General features: G+C 58.1%; 10 protein-coding genes. All 10 read left to right on the forward strand.

The window, feature by feature from the left end:
* The first annotated feature begins 51 nt into the window (after positions 1-51).
* Positions 52-939: a DegV family protein gene (locus ACTQ52_RS04215; protein WP_441226300.1), complete on the forward strand. Its 888-nt coding sequence runs from the start codon at positions 52-54 to the stop codon at positions 937-939.
* 278 nt (positions 940-1,217) lie between these two features.
* Positions 1,218-2,534: a MarR family transcriptional regulator gene (locus ACTQ52_RS04220; RefSeq protein WP_410043049.1), complete on the forward strand. Its 1,317-nt coding sequence runs from the start codon at positions 1,218-1,220 to the stop codon at positions 2,532-2,534.
* 117 nt (positions 2,535-2,651) lie between these two features.
* Positions 2,652-5,867 (forward strand): DNA translocase FtsK 4TM domain-containing protein, encoded by a 3,216-nt coding sequence (locus ACTQ52_RS04225; RefSeq protein WP_441981889.1) that lies wholly within the window; start codon positions 2,652-2,654, stop codon positions 5,865-5,867.
* A gap of 164 nt (positions 5,868-6,031) precedes the next feature.
* Positions 6,032-7,699, forward strand: a complete 1,668-nt coding sequence (locus ACTQ52_RS04230) for a formate--tetrahydrofolate ligase (RefSeq protein ID WP_410043047.1) — start codon at positions 6,032-6,034, stop codon at positions 7,697-7,699.
* Positions 7,700-7,768: 69 nt separating this feature from the next.
* Positions 7,769-9,262: a UDP-N-acetylmuramoyl-L-alanyl-D-glutamate--2,6-diaminopimelate ligase gene (locus ACTQ52_RS04235; RefSeq protein ID WP_441981890.1), complete on the forward strand. Its 1,494-nt coding sequence runs from the start codon at positions 7,769-7,771 to the stop codon at positions 9,260-9,262.
* Positions 9,263-9,273: 11 nt separating this feature from the next.
* Positions 9,274-10,623 carry a UDP-N-acetylmuramoyl-tripeptide--D-alanyl-D-alanine ligase gene (locus ACTQ52_RS04240; protein WP_441226296.1) on the forward strand — a complete coding sequence of 450 codons (1,350 nt, stop codon included), beginning with the start codon at positions 9,274-9,276 and terminating at the stop codon, positions 10,621-10,623.
* On the forward strand, positions 10,623-12,752 hold the full coding sequence (gene priA, locus ACTQ52_RS04245) for a replication restart helicase PriA (RefSeq protein WP_441981891.1): 2,130 nt from the start codon (positions 10,623-10,625) through the stop codon (positions 12,750-12,752). The genes ACTQ52_RS04240 and priA overlap by 1 nt, the downstream gene beginning before the upstream one ends.
* Before the next feature lie 13 nt (positions 12,753-12,765).
* A complete protein-coding gene (def, locus tag ACTQ52_RS04250) occupies positions 12,766-13,269 on the forward strand; it encodes a peptide deformylase (RefSeq protein WP_441226294.1) in 504 nt (167 codons plus the stop codon).
* A 289-nt stretch (positions 13,270-13,558) separates the two neighbouring features.
* The gene (gene fmt / locus ACTQ52_RS04255; RefSeq protein ID WP_441981892.1) at positions 13,559-14,533 is read left to right on the forward strand and encodes a methionyl-tRNA formyltransferase; all 975 of its coding nucleotides are present in this window, start codon (positions 13,559-13,561) and stop codon (positions 14,531-14,533) included.
* A gap of 257 nt (positions 14,534-14,790) precedes the next feature.
* A complete protein-coding gene (locus ACTQ52_RS04260) occupies positions 14,791-15,504 on the forward strand; it encodes a zinc metallopeptidase (protein ID WP_441981893.1) in 714 nt (237 codons plus the stop codon).
* Positions 15,505-15,573 lie beyond the last annotated feature (69 nt).

The raw sequence follows: 15,573 nt of genomic DNA on the forward strand, positions 1-15,573 counted from the left end.
GTGCATGCGGGTGTATGATAGGCTCAATGTTTCAAAAGGAGTGATCATACTATGCATTCTTATATACTCAGCTGTTGCTCAACGGCGGATATGCCGGAGTCCTGGTACCAGGAGCGCGAGGTCAATGTCTGCTACTTCCACCTTCGTGTCGGAGACGATGAGTACCTCGACGATTTCGGACACTCGATTTCCTCGTCCGAGGTATATCGCCGTATGCTGGCCGGTGAACGTTCGCAGACCTCACAGGTCAATGTCGAGGAGTACGTCGAGCGTTTCCGCCCATACCTCGAGGCAGGAAAGGATATCCTGCATGTCACGCTTTCGAGCGGTATTTCCGGTACCCTCAACTCTGCACGGATCGCAGCCGAGGATCTGCAGGAAGCCTTCCCGGAGCGGAAAATCTACATCGTGGATTCCCTCTGCGCATCCTCTGGCTACGGACTGCTTATGGATAAGCTCTGCGATTTACGGGATGAGGGGATGGACATCGACGCACTTCGTGACTACGCAGAGACGGAGAAGCATAAGGTGCAGCACCTGGTACTGACGACGAACCTTAAGTTTCTCATCATGGGTGGTCGTGTATCGAAGGCCTCCGGTGCGATCGGTACGATCCTCAATATCTGTCCGATGATCGAGCTCGTGAAGGATGGAACCCTCAAGGTGAAGGAAAAGCTTCGTGGTAAGCGGAAGGCCATCGCACGGCTCGAAGAGAAGATGGAGGAGCTTGCGGAGAACGGACTTCAGTACAGCGATACCTGCTTCGTCGGAAATTCCGAGTGCGAGGAGGATGCCGAGAAGCTGCGGGAAATGATCGAGTCCCGTTTCGAGCACCTGAAGGGGAAAATCCGAATCTATCCGATCGGCCCGACCATTGGATGTCATACCGGCCCTGGAACCCTGACGGTGTTCTTCTTCGGAAAAGAACGAACTGAATAAAACGAAATATACGATGAGATCGTAAGTGTTCAGCCAGGAGCCCCTGGCTGAACGCTTACGACATAAGGGGACTGCCTGTGCGCAGCCCTCTTTTTGATTGACTTTCGCGATGTGCAGTGCTAATCTCCGCATAAAAGACGCAAGTCGTAATTTACAGTATCGCGCAGAACGAAGCCCAGCGTATGCATCCGTTGAAGCATCCACTGAGCGGTCAAAGGCATCTGTGTCATGAAGGATGCATCTGATGTTCGCGCGGTCGAAGAGTATGGAGCAGATCTATGATTAATGTTGCAATTGTAAGCCCGGATCATTCGCTGGAGCCTGTAGAGAAGGTCATCGCAGAGCATGATTTCGGCTGTCAGTTTTTTCAGTATATCTATCGAAAGATGAGTGACATCGATGCCATCTACCAGGATGTGAAGGGAAAGTGCGATGTCATTTTCTTCTCTGGCGAGCTGGGCTATCACTATATCAAGAACAAGTTTCCGGATAACCGCATCCCATGTACCTTCACGGCATATGAGCCGATCGATGTGCTGTCGATCCTGCTGCAGTTTCAGATCGACCATCCGGAGACGAAGCTGAATCGTGTTTTCTGTGATTTCCTGACGACGACAAACAACTATATGGAAGTGCCGCAGTATGTAAAGAAGGAGAACTGTCCGTACTTTTTCGAGGACACGCACTACGACTACCGGCATATCACCGCGTATGCGAAGAAGCTCTGGGATGAAGGAAAGATCGATCTGATCCTGTCCCGGTCCATCAATAACCTGACCCGCCTCGATGAGCTGCATATCCCGTATGTTGCCGTGTTCCCTTCGGAGGATATGATCGTGAAGTCGATCCGCTCCGCACTGAACGAGCTCCGTCTGGACTCGATCAATCTGAAGGATGAGCTCAGCATCCTGATGCGTCTGCCGTTTGACGAGGATGTCGAGCAGGAGGAGCAGGAGTACCGTGAGGCGACGGTCTACAAGCTGCTGGCGGACTACCGGAAGGCGAACCATCTGCACTTCCGTATCTCCCAGGGCTTCAACCAGTTCGAGATCCATGTGCAGGTCCCGTCCGGTGCGCCACAGCTCGATACGATCCGTACACTGCTGCTGATCCTGAAGAAGGAGCTGAACTTCCCGTTCCGCATCGGTGCCGGTGTCAGTCCGTCCTATGAGCGCTCACGTTACTTCGCGGAGCACGCCCTCATGGAGGCGGATCGCTATGGCCGCAATGATGCCTTCTTCATGGACGAAGAGGATAAGATCACCGGACCGCTCAGTGCGGATAATCAGCTGATGTACAACTACTCGAATGAAAAGGCACTTGCGTTTGCAAGAGAGAACGGGATCAACGAGACCAATATCCTGAAGCTGATCAGCATCTTCGAGCAGAATGAGGCGCAGCTGATCAGCTCCCATGCGCTCTCCGAGAAGCTTGGCATCACGATGCGTTCCGCGAGCCGTATCCTCGCGAAGCTCTACGATCTCGATATGATCCGCTTCCGTGATACCGCTCCGGATACCAAAACGCCGCGTCAGGGTCGACCGTCGCATTATTATCACTTTAATCCGTCTGCGTTCAAGGAAGCGCTGCTCTGAACGAGCACGCACAAGTATCGATATAGACGCAAACGCCTGTTTTAGATATAGATTTTGCTGGAGTTTTGGAGTATAATACTAAAGTTACATTCAGATATTACGAGCAGGTGAGGTGATATGGGTAGACCGAAGGGCAGCAAGAATAAACCGAAGACGACAGCAAATACCAGGGCGCGCTCCAGCAGTAAGGCACAGGAGTATGATGCACCCTTGATGGGGGACGAGGCCGCGATCATCATCACCTTCGCCGTCTCGCTTTTTCTGTTTCTGTCGAATCTGGGTCTCTGTGGTCCGATCGGCGCAGCACTGAAGGCTGTGCAGCTCGGACTTTTCGGCGTGGTCGGCTATCTCTTTCCGATCGTGCTGTGCTTCGTGGTGGCCTTCATCCTCTCGAACATCGATAACCCGCACGCAACGCTCCGTATGAGCTCGGCGCTGTTCATGCTGGTGTTCCTGTCGGCGCTTTTCCAGCTGTTTACCGCAGGTGGCGTGCAGGACATGAGCCTGATGGATTTTTACAGTGAGGGCGCGGAGCTCGGCATCGGCGGCGGTATCGTCGGCGGTGCCCTCGCGATGGTGCTGCATACGATCGCCGGTACGGTCGGCGCGGCCCTGATCCTCATCGTGGCCAGCTTCGTGTGCCTCATCTATACCACCGGAAAGCCACTCGCACGTATCATCGCGAAGCATTCCGCACGTGCCGCTTCCCATGCCCGTGATCGTGCGCGGGAGGACTTCTCACAGGTGGCGGAGTCTGCACGTCTCCACCGGGAGGAGCGTCGTCTCGCCCGGGAGGAGGAGCTGCGTGCACGTCGGGCCGGTGTTGATATGCAGGCGATCGATCTTTCTGCACATCAGTCCCTCTCCGAGATGAGTGCAGGGGCGACGGTGTCTGCGGAGGCCAATGCTGCCGATCAGACCACCGCCCGGCAGACAGCGGTGCCGGAGGATCCGTTTACGATCCCGGCACTCGACGACACGGCCGCCTATGAGGCAGCCCTCGGGGCGGGTGCTGATGTGAAGCAGCCTGTCTCGGTTGAGCCGAAGCTGAACGCCGAGCCGACGATCACCGGCATGGGTGCGATCCTCGGTCCGGATGAAAATGCAGCGAACAGTGTCGAGCTGCCGCTGAACGTCCGTCATACCCCGGTGACACGGGACGACCGCGCGACGATGCCGGGCAGTGATGCCGTGGTAGCTGCGGCAGGAAGCACTGCGGAAGCAGTGACGACCCCAGGAGGAAACACAACAGCGGTGACCAGCGCGGAGAACGTCATCCCGATCCGGACCGGAGCGAACACGGCGTCGGCAACTATGACGGTCGCTGAGCAGTCAGCTGCGAAACCAGCGGGTATGCAGGTGCAGGCCCTCGATGAAGATTTCCCGATCAGCGGCAGCCTGTGGGATGAGCAGAACCTCATGGACAGCTACATGGACGCTGGGGCGGCTGCGACTGCCCGACACGCAGAGGAGACGTCCGATCCGTATGCGAAGGATACACGGATCCTGGTGGATGCGCACGCCCATACAGCGGACGATACACTGACTATAGAAGATGAAGCTGCGCTCGATGCAGAGCTGCACCCGCTCGCGGACAGCGATGATACAGAGTCGGCCGCGGCCTATGCGGGTGATGATGAGGTAAGCGTCGCTCGCAACGGCGTGGCCACCATCGGCCGCGGTGATATGGAGCAGGGAACACGGCGCATCGTGGCCTCGAACGGTCAGGTGATTGACGCGGATGTTGAGCCGATCAAAAAGAAAATCGAGTCACAGCTCGACCGTGAGAAGAAGGAAAATACACCGACGGATGCGGATAACGCGAAGGTCCAGCAGGAGATTCTCGAGAAAAAGAAGCCTAAGAAGCCTTACGTGATCCCGCCGCTCAGCCTCCTGCAGAAGCCGGCACGTCAGGACTTCGATACGAGAGAGGAAATCCGCCAGAACGCGCTGACCCTCCAGGAAACCCTGAAGAGCTTCGGTGTCAATGTCACGATCACGAACATCTCGATCGGCCCGGCCGTCACGCGGTATGAGCTGCAGCCGGAGATCGGTGTGAAGGTGTCGAAGATCGTGTCGCTCACAAACGATATCAAGATGCGTCTCGCCGCGGCGGATATCCGTATCGAGGCGCCGATCCCGGGCAAGTCAGCAGTCGGCATCGAGGTGCCGAACAAGCACGGTGCGACCGTCTACCTCGGGGATGTGCTCGGCAGCAGTGAGTTCCAGGGAGCGAAGGCGAAGCTCGCGTTCGGTGTCGGTAAGGATATCGCCGGTAAGACCATCGTCACCGACATCGCGAAGATGCCGCATCTGCTCATCGCAGGTGCCACCGGCTCCGGTAAGTCGGTCTGCATCAACACCCTGATCATGTCCCTCCTCTTCAAGTATAAGCCGGAGGATGTCCGCATGATCATGGTTGATCCGAAGGTCGTGGAGCTCTCCGTCTACAACGGCATCCCGCACCTGCTGATTCCGGTCGTGACCGATCCGAAGAAGGCAGCCTCCGCGCTGAACTGGGCGGTCGCCGAGATGACGGATCGATATAAGAAGTTCGCTGAGAGCGGCTCCCGTGATCTCAAGGGATACAACGAGAAAATCATGGCCGTGCGGAATGATCCGGAGATCCCAGAGGATCAGAAGCCGGAGAAGCTGCCGCAGATCGTCATCATCATCGATGAGCTCGCCGACCTTATGATGGTGTCGAGCCAGGAGGTAGAGGACGCCATCTGCCGTATCGCGCAGCTTGCACGTGCCGCCGGCATGCACCTCGTCATCGCGACCCAGCGTCCGACGGTGGATGTCATCACGGGTCTGATTAAGGCCAATGTTCCGAGCCGTATCGCCTTCGCCGTCTCGTCCGGTACCGACAGCCGTACCATCATCGACATGAACGGTGCCGAGAAGCTGCTCGGAAAGGGCGATATGCTCTTCTTCCCGCAGGGCATCCCGAAGCCGGTGCGTGTGCAGGGTGCCTTCGTCTCCGATCAGGAGGTATCCGATGTCGTCGATTTCATCAAGCAGGAGATGGGCGAGGTCGAGTACAGTGAACGCATACAGCAGCAGGTACAGGCCGGTGGTGGCGGCGAGGGCAGTCTCGGCGGTGCCGGAAACCAGGACGAGCTTTTCGTCGAGGCCGGCCAGCTGATCATCGAGACCGAGAAGGCCTCGATCGGTATGCTCCAGCGAAAGTTCCGCATCGGCTTTAACCGTGCAGCCCGCATCATGGACCAGCTCGCCGAGGCCGGCGTGGTCGGTCCGGAGGAGGGCACGAAGCCACGGAAGATCATCATGACGCTCGCCGAGTTCGACGAACTGATCTCGAACGGTTGACGTCACAGGTCGTTCGTGCTCCGGTTGGGATGTGACGATGCGCCGTCGGATACATTGTTCTCCTGAAGAAGCACCGGAGGCGTAAATGACCGCTTTGCCACAGTTTTCGAGGGCGCGTCCCTGAAAATACAACACTTAGAAGCTATGAGAGAAAGAGGTAAGAGATGAAGTCTGATATTGAGATTGCACAGGAATCTACGATGAATCGCATCACAGACGTAGCGGCTGCGTATGGTATCGAGGCGGATGAACTCGAGCAGTACGGAAAGTACAAGGCGAAGCTGAGCGACGATCTCTGGGATAAGATCAAGGATCGTCCGAACGGAAAGCTCGTTCTGGTCACCGCGATTAATCCGACACCGGCCGGGGAGGGGAAGACCACCACATCGATCGGTCTCGCCGACGCACTGAATCTGCTCGGAAAGAAGACCGTGGTCGCACTGCGTGAGCCGTCCCTCGGACCGTGCTTCGGCATCAAGGGTGGCGCGGCCGGCGGCGGATATGCGCAGGTCGTTCCGATGGAGGATCTGAACCTTCATTTCACCGGTGACTTCCATGCCATCACGAGCGCAAACAACCTGCTCGCCGCACTCCTCGATAATCATATCAAGCAGGGCAACGAGCTTCGCATCGACCTGAAGGCCATCAACTGGAAGCGCTGCGTCGATATGAACGATCGTCAGCTCCGAAACATCGTGATCGGACTCGGCGGAAAGGCCGACGGTGTCGTACGTGAGGATCATTTCGTCATCACCGTGGCGTCCGAAATCATGGCAATCCTCTGCCTCGCAGACGATATGGAGGATCTCAAGAAGCGTCTCGCCCGCATCATCGTGGCCTACGATGTCGATGGGAAACCGGTCACCGCAGCGGATCTGCAGGCGGTCGGCTCCATGGCTGCACTGCTGAAGGATGCCATCAAGCCGAACATCATCCAGACCCTCGAACACAACATGGCCCTCGTGCATGGCGGCCCGTTCGCGAACATCGCGCATGGCTGCAACTCCGTCCAGGCGACCCGCTTCGCACTGAAGCTCGGTGAGATCGCGGTGACGGAGGCCGGCTTCGGTGCCGATCTCGGTGCTGAGAAGTTCTTCGACATCAAGTGCCAGATGGCCGGCTTCCAGCCGGATGCAGCGGTACTGGTTGCCACCGTACGCGCACTGAAGTACAACGGCGGTGTGCCGAAGACAGAGCTTGCCGGGGAAAACCTCGATGCACTCGCAAAGGGCATCGTGAACCTCGAGAAGCACATCGAGAACCTGCAGAGCTATGGTATCCCGGTTGTGGTAGCCATCAATCAGTTCGCGACGGATACCGAGGCGGAGCTTCAGTTCGTCGAGAACTTCTGCCGTGAGCGTGGTGCAGAGTTCGCACTCTCCAAGGTACATGGGGAAGGCGGCAAGGGCGGCGTCGAGCTGGCAAAGACCCTGCTGGAGACCCTCGAGAAGAAGGAGGCGCACTTCACGCCGGTACAGAAGCTTGAGGATAATCTCTATCAGAAGATCGAGGCCGTGGCGACGAAGATTTACGGTGCGGATGGTGTAAACTACGAGCCGAAGGCACGGAAGGCCCTCGATAAGCTCACCGAGCTCGGCTTCGGTCAGGTTCCGGTCTGCATGGCGAAGACGCAGTACAGTCTGAGCGATGATGCGAAGAAGCTCGGCCGTCCGACCGGCTTCCGTATCACGGTTCGTGATGCCTATGTATCGGCGGGTGCCGGCTTCGTGGTCTGCCTCACCGGTGACATCATGACCATGCCGGGTCTCCCGAAGAAGCCGGCGGCGTTCGGCATCGATGTAAAGGACGGAAAGATCACCGGACTCTTCTGATGATCTCTGTTGCGGCCCTCTGGTATCCCTGGAGGGCCGATCTACTTTTAAGACGAAAAGAGAAAGATTATGGCAAAATTTGCAGACTGGCTGAGTGACATACAGTATGAGACCGTCCATGGTGACACTTCGGTGCCGGATGTCCGGGAGGTCGTGTTTGATTCGAGAAAAGCAGTGCAGGGAACCGTCTTTAATGCGATGAAGGGTGCCAATGTCGATGCGCATCGCTTCATCCCGGCGGTCATCGCGCAGGGCTGTCAGGCGATCGTGATCGAGGAGGATCCTTCTGCGTTTGGTCTCGCGCTTGAGACCGTGCCGGCGGAGGTTGCGATCATCCGTGTGGAGAATGCGCGGGCGTCCCTCGCGGCGCTCAGTGCGGCACGCTTCGATCATCCGAGCCGGGAGATGACGGTCATCGCTATCACCGGAACGAAGGGCAAGACGACCACCGCCCACATGATCCAGCAGATCCTCGAGGACGCCGGCGAGAAGGTCGGCTGCATCGGTACGACCGGTGTCGAGTATTGCGGGCATCACCTTCCGACGAAGAACACGACCCCGGAGTCCTATGACCTCCAGCACTACTTCCGTATGATGCGGGATGAGGGCTGTGATTATGTTGTGATGGAGGCCTCCAGCCAGGCCTTCAAGCTCCACCGTGTCGACGCCATCACCTTCGACTACGGCATCTTCACGAACATCGAGCCGGATCACATCGGACCGAACGAGCATGCGGATTTTGAGGAGTACAAGTACTATAAGAGCTGCATCTTCAAACAGTCCCGTGTCGGCATCATCAACCTCGATGCGGATTATGCGGATGAGCTCCTTGCCGGTGCGCCGTGCAAGATGTTTACCTATGCGATCGACCGTACGGCCGACTTTATGGCCGACAACATCGAACACGTGAACCGTCCGGACTTCGTCGGGATCCGCTTCGATGTGAGTGGCCACACGGAGCTCGAGATCCAGATGGATATGCCGGGGAAGTACAATGTCTACAATGCGATGGCCGCGATTTCCGTACTGTCGCTGATCGGGATCCCGCATCGCGCGATCATGAGCGCCTTCCGGCGTGTGCACGTCGACGGACGTACGCAGATCGTCTTTAAAAACGACACGATGTCGGTGCTCGTCGACTATGCGCACAACGAGATGGCGATGGAAAATCTGCTCAGTACCTTACGGGAGCTTCATCCGAAGCGTCTCGTCGTTGTCTTCGGCTGCGGCGGCAACCGTGCGAAGGACCGTCGCTACGGCATGGGCAAGGCGGCGGCCGCGTTCGCGGATTTCAGCATTCTCACGGCGGATAATTCCCGTGATGAGGAGACGACGGACATCATCGCGGATATCAAGTCCACTCTCGTGCCGGCCGGCGGACACTATGTCGAGATTCCGGATCGCCGTGAGGCCATCGAATATGCGATGACCCACGCCGAGAAGGGCGACATGATCGCCGTGATCGGAAAGGGACATGAGGACTACCAGGAGGTGAAGGGCGTGCGTACCCACTTCCTCGACCGGGAGGTCATCCTCGAGACAGCAGCGAAGTATAAGCTTTGATGGAGAACAGTATGAATACAGCGGATATCAGTTTCGGATTCAGTGACGAGGGCATCGAGGAGATCGTGCTCGACTCGCGGAAGAAAATGCAGCATGCCCTCTTCGTGCCGATCATCGGTGAGCACAGCGATGGACATGATTATATCGATATGGCCATCGCGAACGGCGCGGTCGCCGTGCTCAGCTCCCGTCCGATCGAAGCGCTGCAGGCGAAGCATCCGGCGGTCCGCTTCTATCAGGTTACGGACACGACGAAGGCGCTGCAGGAGATCGGCTACATGGAGCGGAAGAAGTTCCACGGCACCGTCATCGGTGTCACCGGCTCGGTCGGGAAGACCACGACCCGCAGCATGATCGCGACCGCGATCGCGGCAGGAAAGAAGGTCTTTCAGACGGCGGGCAATGCGAACTCCCAGGTGGGTGTTCCGATCACCATGTTTCAGATGGCCCGCTCCGGTGCGGAGGCGGCGGTGATCGAGCTCGGCATGTCGGAGCCGGGAGAGATGACCCGGATCGCGCAGATCGCCTGTGTCGATATGGCGGTGATGACGAACATCGGCATCGCCCACATCGAGCAGCTGAAGACCCAGGAAAACATCCTCCGGGAGAAACTGCACATCCTCGACGGCATGCGGGAGGGTGGCGCACTCTACCTGAACATGGACGACGCGATCCTTTCGAAGCTGACGCTCGAGGAGATCCATGCCTTCGGGATCGCGACGGAGCAGATGTTCGAGCTCCGGTCGTATGAAATGAAAGATTATGATCTTCACCTCATGGTGAAGGGCAGCCACATGCTTCAGAATGCGTCGGCCGCGATGCATATCGCGACGGCGCTCGGTGTCGATGAAGCGTCGGCGCAGCATGCGCTCGAGAACTTCTCCGGGCTCGCCGGCCGTGGAGAGACCTTCCGTACGAAGGAGGGGGTCCTCGTCATCGATGATGCCTATAACGCATCACCGGCGTCCATGAAGGCAGGGCTGGAGGCCCTCGCCGCCCTCGAGGGAAAACGTCACATCGCGGTTCTCGCCGATATGCTCGAGCTCGGTGAGAAGACGCTGGATTACCACCGCGAGGTGGGAAGCTACCTCGCGACCCTGCCGATCGATGCGGTCTTCCTGTACGGAGAGCGGGCCGCTGCCATCGGCGAGGGAATACAGAACGCGGTCGCCGAGCCGCACAAGCCGATCGGGGACGAGGCCGCACGCCGCGTGCCGACGATCGAATACTTCACGGATCTCGAGGAGCTCCGCAACACCCTTCACGCCATCGCCTGCAGCGGGGATGTCCTCCTCTTCAAGGGCTCGAACAGCATGAAGCTGTCCGAAATCGTGCGTGACTTCAGACAGGAACAGTGCTGATGTACGCAGAAATCATCATTGACATCACAAATGAAGCACTGGACCGTGCCTATACCTATCACATTCCGGAGGGCATGGACCTTCACGTAGGGGATCGTGTCACGATCCCCTTTGGTGCGTCCAATGCAGAGAAAACCGGCTATGTCGTCGGTCTTCGGGAAAACTTCGACTATGATCCGTCGAAGGTGAAGGACATCGTCGCGGTGATCCCGGATGCCATCTCCGTACAGGAGCAGCTCATCCACCTCGCCGCCTGGATGTCGACCGAATACGGGACGACGATGAACCAGTGCCTGAAGACGGTCCTGCCGGTGCGCCGGACCGTGCGAAAGAATGCCCGCCGCATCGATCCGATCCGCATGTATCAGAACGAGCAGGATGAGTACCACGATCTGAATCCGGCACAGGCCCAGGCGGCCGCTGCCGTCATCGCGGGGTACCAGGCCTGTGTGGCGAAGCGCACGGCTTCGCCGGTCACGAGTGTGCCGGGAGATACGGAAACCGCGGAACCGGAGAGCACCGGGACGTCTGCATTGGCCGAAGCGAAGGCAGCGGGCGAAGCAGCTCCGGCGGATGGACATCCTGTGCCGCGCTATCTGCTGCACGGGATCACGGGCTCTGGAAAGACCGAGGTCTACCTCCACATCATGGAGGAGGTGATCCGGCGCGGGGATCAGGTGATCCTGCTGATTCCAGAGATCTCGCTCACCTACCAGACGGTGCGCCGCGTATCGACCCGCTTTCAGGGCCGGGTCGCGATCCTGAATTCCCGGATGAGCATCGGCGAGCGCTTCGAGCAGTATACGAAGTGTGAGCGCGGCGAGGTCAATGTCCTCATCGGCCCACGTTCAGCCGTATTTGCGCCGTTCGAGCGGCTCGGCCTCATCATCATGGATGAGGAGCATGAGTCGGCGTACAAGTCGGAGACGGCACCCCGCTACGAGACGCGGGATGTCGCGTATGAGCGGGCGCGTCTTGCAGGCTGTCCGGTGCTCTATGGATCAGCGACGCCGTCCCTCACGATCTACAGCGCCGCTCTCCGGGGCGAGGTGCAGCTGCTCGAGCTGCTGGAGCGGGCCCACGCCGGTGCGAAGCTCGCGGAGACCGAGATCATCGACCTGCGGGAGGAGCTGGCGAAGGGAAACCGGAGCATCCTCTCGGAGCGGCTCTATACGCTCATGCAGGAGAAGCTCGAGAAGAAGGAGCAGATCATGCTCTTCATGAACCGGCGCGGCTACTCGAATTTCGTGTCCTGCCGGAGCTGCGGTGAGGCGCTGAAGTGCCCGCACTGCGACATCACCCTGACCCTGCACCGGGATGGTTCCCTGCGCTGTCACTACTGCGGCTACCAGACACGGCTCATGAAGCTCTGCCCGAGCTGCGGAAGCCCTTACCTCGCGCCCTTCGGCTTCGGTACGGAGAAGCTTGAGAGCTATGTGAAGAAGGTCTTCCCGACGGCGTCGGTGCTCCGTATGGATGCGGATACGACGAAGCGGAAGGGGGACCACGAGCGTATCCTTGAGAAGTTCCGAAAGCACCAGGCGGACATCCTGATCGGTACCCAGATGATCGTGAAGGGACATGACTTCCCGGATGTGACCCTCGTCGGGCTCATCGCGGCGGACCTCAATCTCTCGGCACCAGACTTCAAGGCCTCGGAGCGCACCTTCCAGCTGCTGACCCAGGCAGCCGGGCGGGCAGGTCGTGGTGCGCAGGCCGGTACGGTCATCATCCAGACCTATCAGCCGGATCACTATGCGATCGTGCTGTCGAAGCGGCAGGACTACAGGGCCTTCTATGAAAAGGAGTTCCGCTTCCGGAAGCTGATGGGGTATCCGCCGACGGAGCGCCTCATGACGATCCAGCTCGCCAGCAAGGATGAGGATTTTCTCTCCATGGTGAGTTCCGCTGCGGCGGAGGGCTTCCAGCTCGACTGCAGTGCCGAGGGTGCCGAGCTGATCGGACCGCTCGAGGCCTCGGTCTACCGGATCAACGACGTCTATCGAAAAATCGTCTATATCAAACACCCGTCTCATGATATAATCATCAGGTTACGGGATCATTTTACCGAACGTGTACGTCAGCACGACCGTCGCGGCCTCGTGCTGTTGAATTTTGATTTACAGTAGTTAGGAGAGTATTATGGCATTAAGAACCATTCGTGAAATTGGAGACCCGATTCTGGAGAAGGAGTGCAAGCCGCTGAAGGCGGTGTCGGATCGTACCATCGACCTCATCAACGACATGTTTGAAACCATGTATGCGGCGAACGGTGTCGGACTCGCTGCACCGCAGGTCGGCATCCTTCGCCAGCTGTTCGTCATCGACATCGGTGATGGCCAGCGCTATATCTGCATCAATCCGACGGTGACCCCGATTGGCGACGAGACCCAGACCGGTGACGAGGGCTGTCTGTCCGTACCGGGCAAGCAGGGCGTGGTGACGAGAGCGATGAAGGTGCATGTCGAGGCACTCGATGCGAACATGCAGCCGTATGCCTTCGACTGTGAGGGTCTGCTCGCACGTGCGATGGCGCATGAGAACGACCACCTGCACGGCATCCTCTACACCTCGAAGGTCGAGGGAGAGCTCGAGGACGTGAACTACGAGAACCTCGACGAGGAGGAGTTCGAGGACTTCGAGTGATCAGCCAGGACCCCGGAGGGCCTTCAACAGAAGCACAGTACTACGAGACCGGTGAAATCTAACCCAGGGACCCTAAGCGGCACTAGGCCCTCTGCAATCACTGAGTTTTCTTTATGAAAACTCAGCGTTGCAGAGGGTTCCAGGGAGAGATGACACCAAGTGCCGCTAAGGGGACCTGGATTGATTTCACACGGTCCCTTCGTATGGCTTCTGTTGACGGTCCTCCGGGAACCCCTGATGGATTTTGTACACTTATGATGTTGTAAATGCCCTTGGATGGAGGTAAGAGGTGAAGGTTATTTTCATGGGAACACCGGATTTTGCGGTGGCGACGCTCGATGCACTGGTGAAGGCGGGCTATGAGATCCCGCTCGTGATTACACAGCCGGATCGTCCGAAGGGACGGCATGGTGAGGCACAGAAGAGTGATGTGCGTATCGCGGCGGAGGGCTACGGAATCCGTGTAGCGACGCCGGAGCGGATCCGGAAGGATGAGGCGCTGAAGGCAGAGATGCGTGCGCTCGCACCGGATGTGATCGTCGTGACGGCATTCGGACAGATCCTGCCGAAGGATATCCTTGAGATACCGAAGTATGGCTGTGTCAATGTGCATGCCTCGCTACTACCGAAGTACCGTGGCGCGGCGCCGGTGCAGTGGGCCGTGCTGAACGGCGATGCCGAGTCGGGCGTCACGACCATGCAGATGGATGAGGGCCTCGATACCGGTGATATCCTGATGATGAAGCGGATTTCGCTTGAGGCGAAGGAAACCGGCGGCACGCTCTTCGATAAGCTGGCGAAGCTCGGTGGGGAGCTGATCGTGGAGACCCTCGAGGGTCTCGAGGACGGCAGCATCACGCCGGTGCCACAGGATGCATCCCAGGCGACGAAGGTCGGTCTTTTCACGAAGACCTCCGGTCGCATCGACTGGACGGAGGATGCGGTGGTCATCGAGCGGAAGATCCGCGGTCTGAATCCATGGCCATCCGCCTACAGCTTCCTCGGCGGGAAGCAGCTGAAGCTCTGGGATGTCGACGTACTGACGGACGCGGAGTGTAAGCAGTATCCGCTGCCGGAGGTGGCCGTGATGATGCCGGAGCAGGACAGAACGATGCCGGAGGGAACGAAGGCAGGGCATGTATATGCCGACCAGAAGATGCTGGTGGTGCGCTGTGGTCGGGGTGCACTTCTTATCCGGGAGCTGCAGCTCGAAGGCAAGAAGCGCATGAAGGCTGAGGATTTCCTGCGCGGACATCGTTTCTGATTCTTCAGATAAAGTTTAGACTTTTTACATACACTGATCACGAATATGTCGTACACTGTAGGGCACAACTTTGAATACGTTCGCCACTAAGGCATCACGGGGATCCCCGCGCCCTACGGGCGGCACTCCCCCGTGATATACAAAGAAGCTGTGCATAAGGCACAGCTTTGAATACGTTCGCCACTAAGGCATCACGGGGACCCCCGCGCCCTACGGGCGGCACTCCCCCGTGATATTTAATGGCAGGAGGAAATACTATGTACGGTTACTATGGATATCCGATGTTTTATGATCCGACCTATGTACTGGTACTGATCGGCTTCATCGTCTCGATGCTGGCAAGTGCCAATGTCAACCGGACCTTTCAGAAATATGCGAAGATCGGCGCACGCGCCGGCATTACCGGTGCGGATGCCGCACGCCTGATCCTGAGCCGGAACGACATCACGAATGTCCGTGTGCAGGGGATCGCCGGAAATCTGACGGATAATTATGTGCCGAGTAAGAAAGTTCTGAACCTGAGTGAATCAACCATCAACAGCCACTCGATCGCAGCCATCGGTGTCGCGGCCCATGAGTGCGGGCATGCGATCCAGGATCACGTCTGCTACGGGCCGCTGGTGCTGACGCGCACGATCACGCCGGCCTGTGCCGTCGCTTCGAAGATCTCGATTCCGTTGATCTTTTTCGGGATCCTCATCAGCTGGTCGCCGCTCATCAAAATCGGCATCATCGCCTTTATCGTGGCGATCTCGATCCAGCTGCTGACCCTTCCGGTCGAGTTCGACGCATCCCGCCGCGCGGTGAAGACGCTGCGCGAGAATCAGGTGCTGACCGAAGAGGAGCTTGACGGCGTGAAGGCGGTTCTGACAGCCGCCGCACTTACCTATGTCGCCGCGGCGGCATCGTCTCTGCTGCAGCTCCTTCGACTGCTGATCCTGACGAGGGGCAGCCGGCGAAGTGACGACTGACGCTACACGGCATATTAAAGAGAGGAAACTGCAAAGAATCATTTATGGTGAATAAGAATCAGCGAAAAA

The sequence above is a fragment of the Oribacterium sp. Sow4_G1_1 genome (assembly GCF_052116105.1).
Taxonomy (GTDB): Bacteria; Bacillota; Clostridia; order Lachnospirales; family Lachnospiraceae; genus Oribacterium.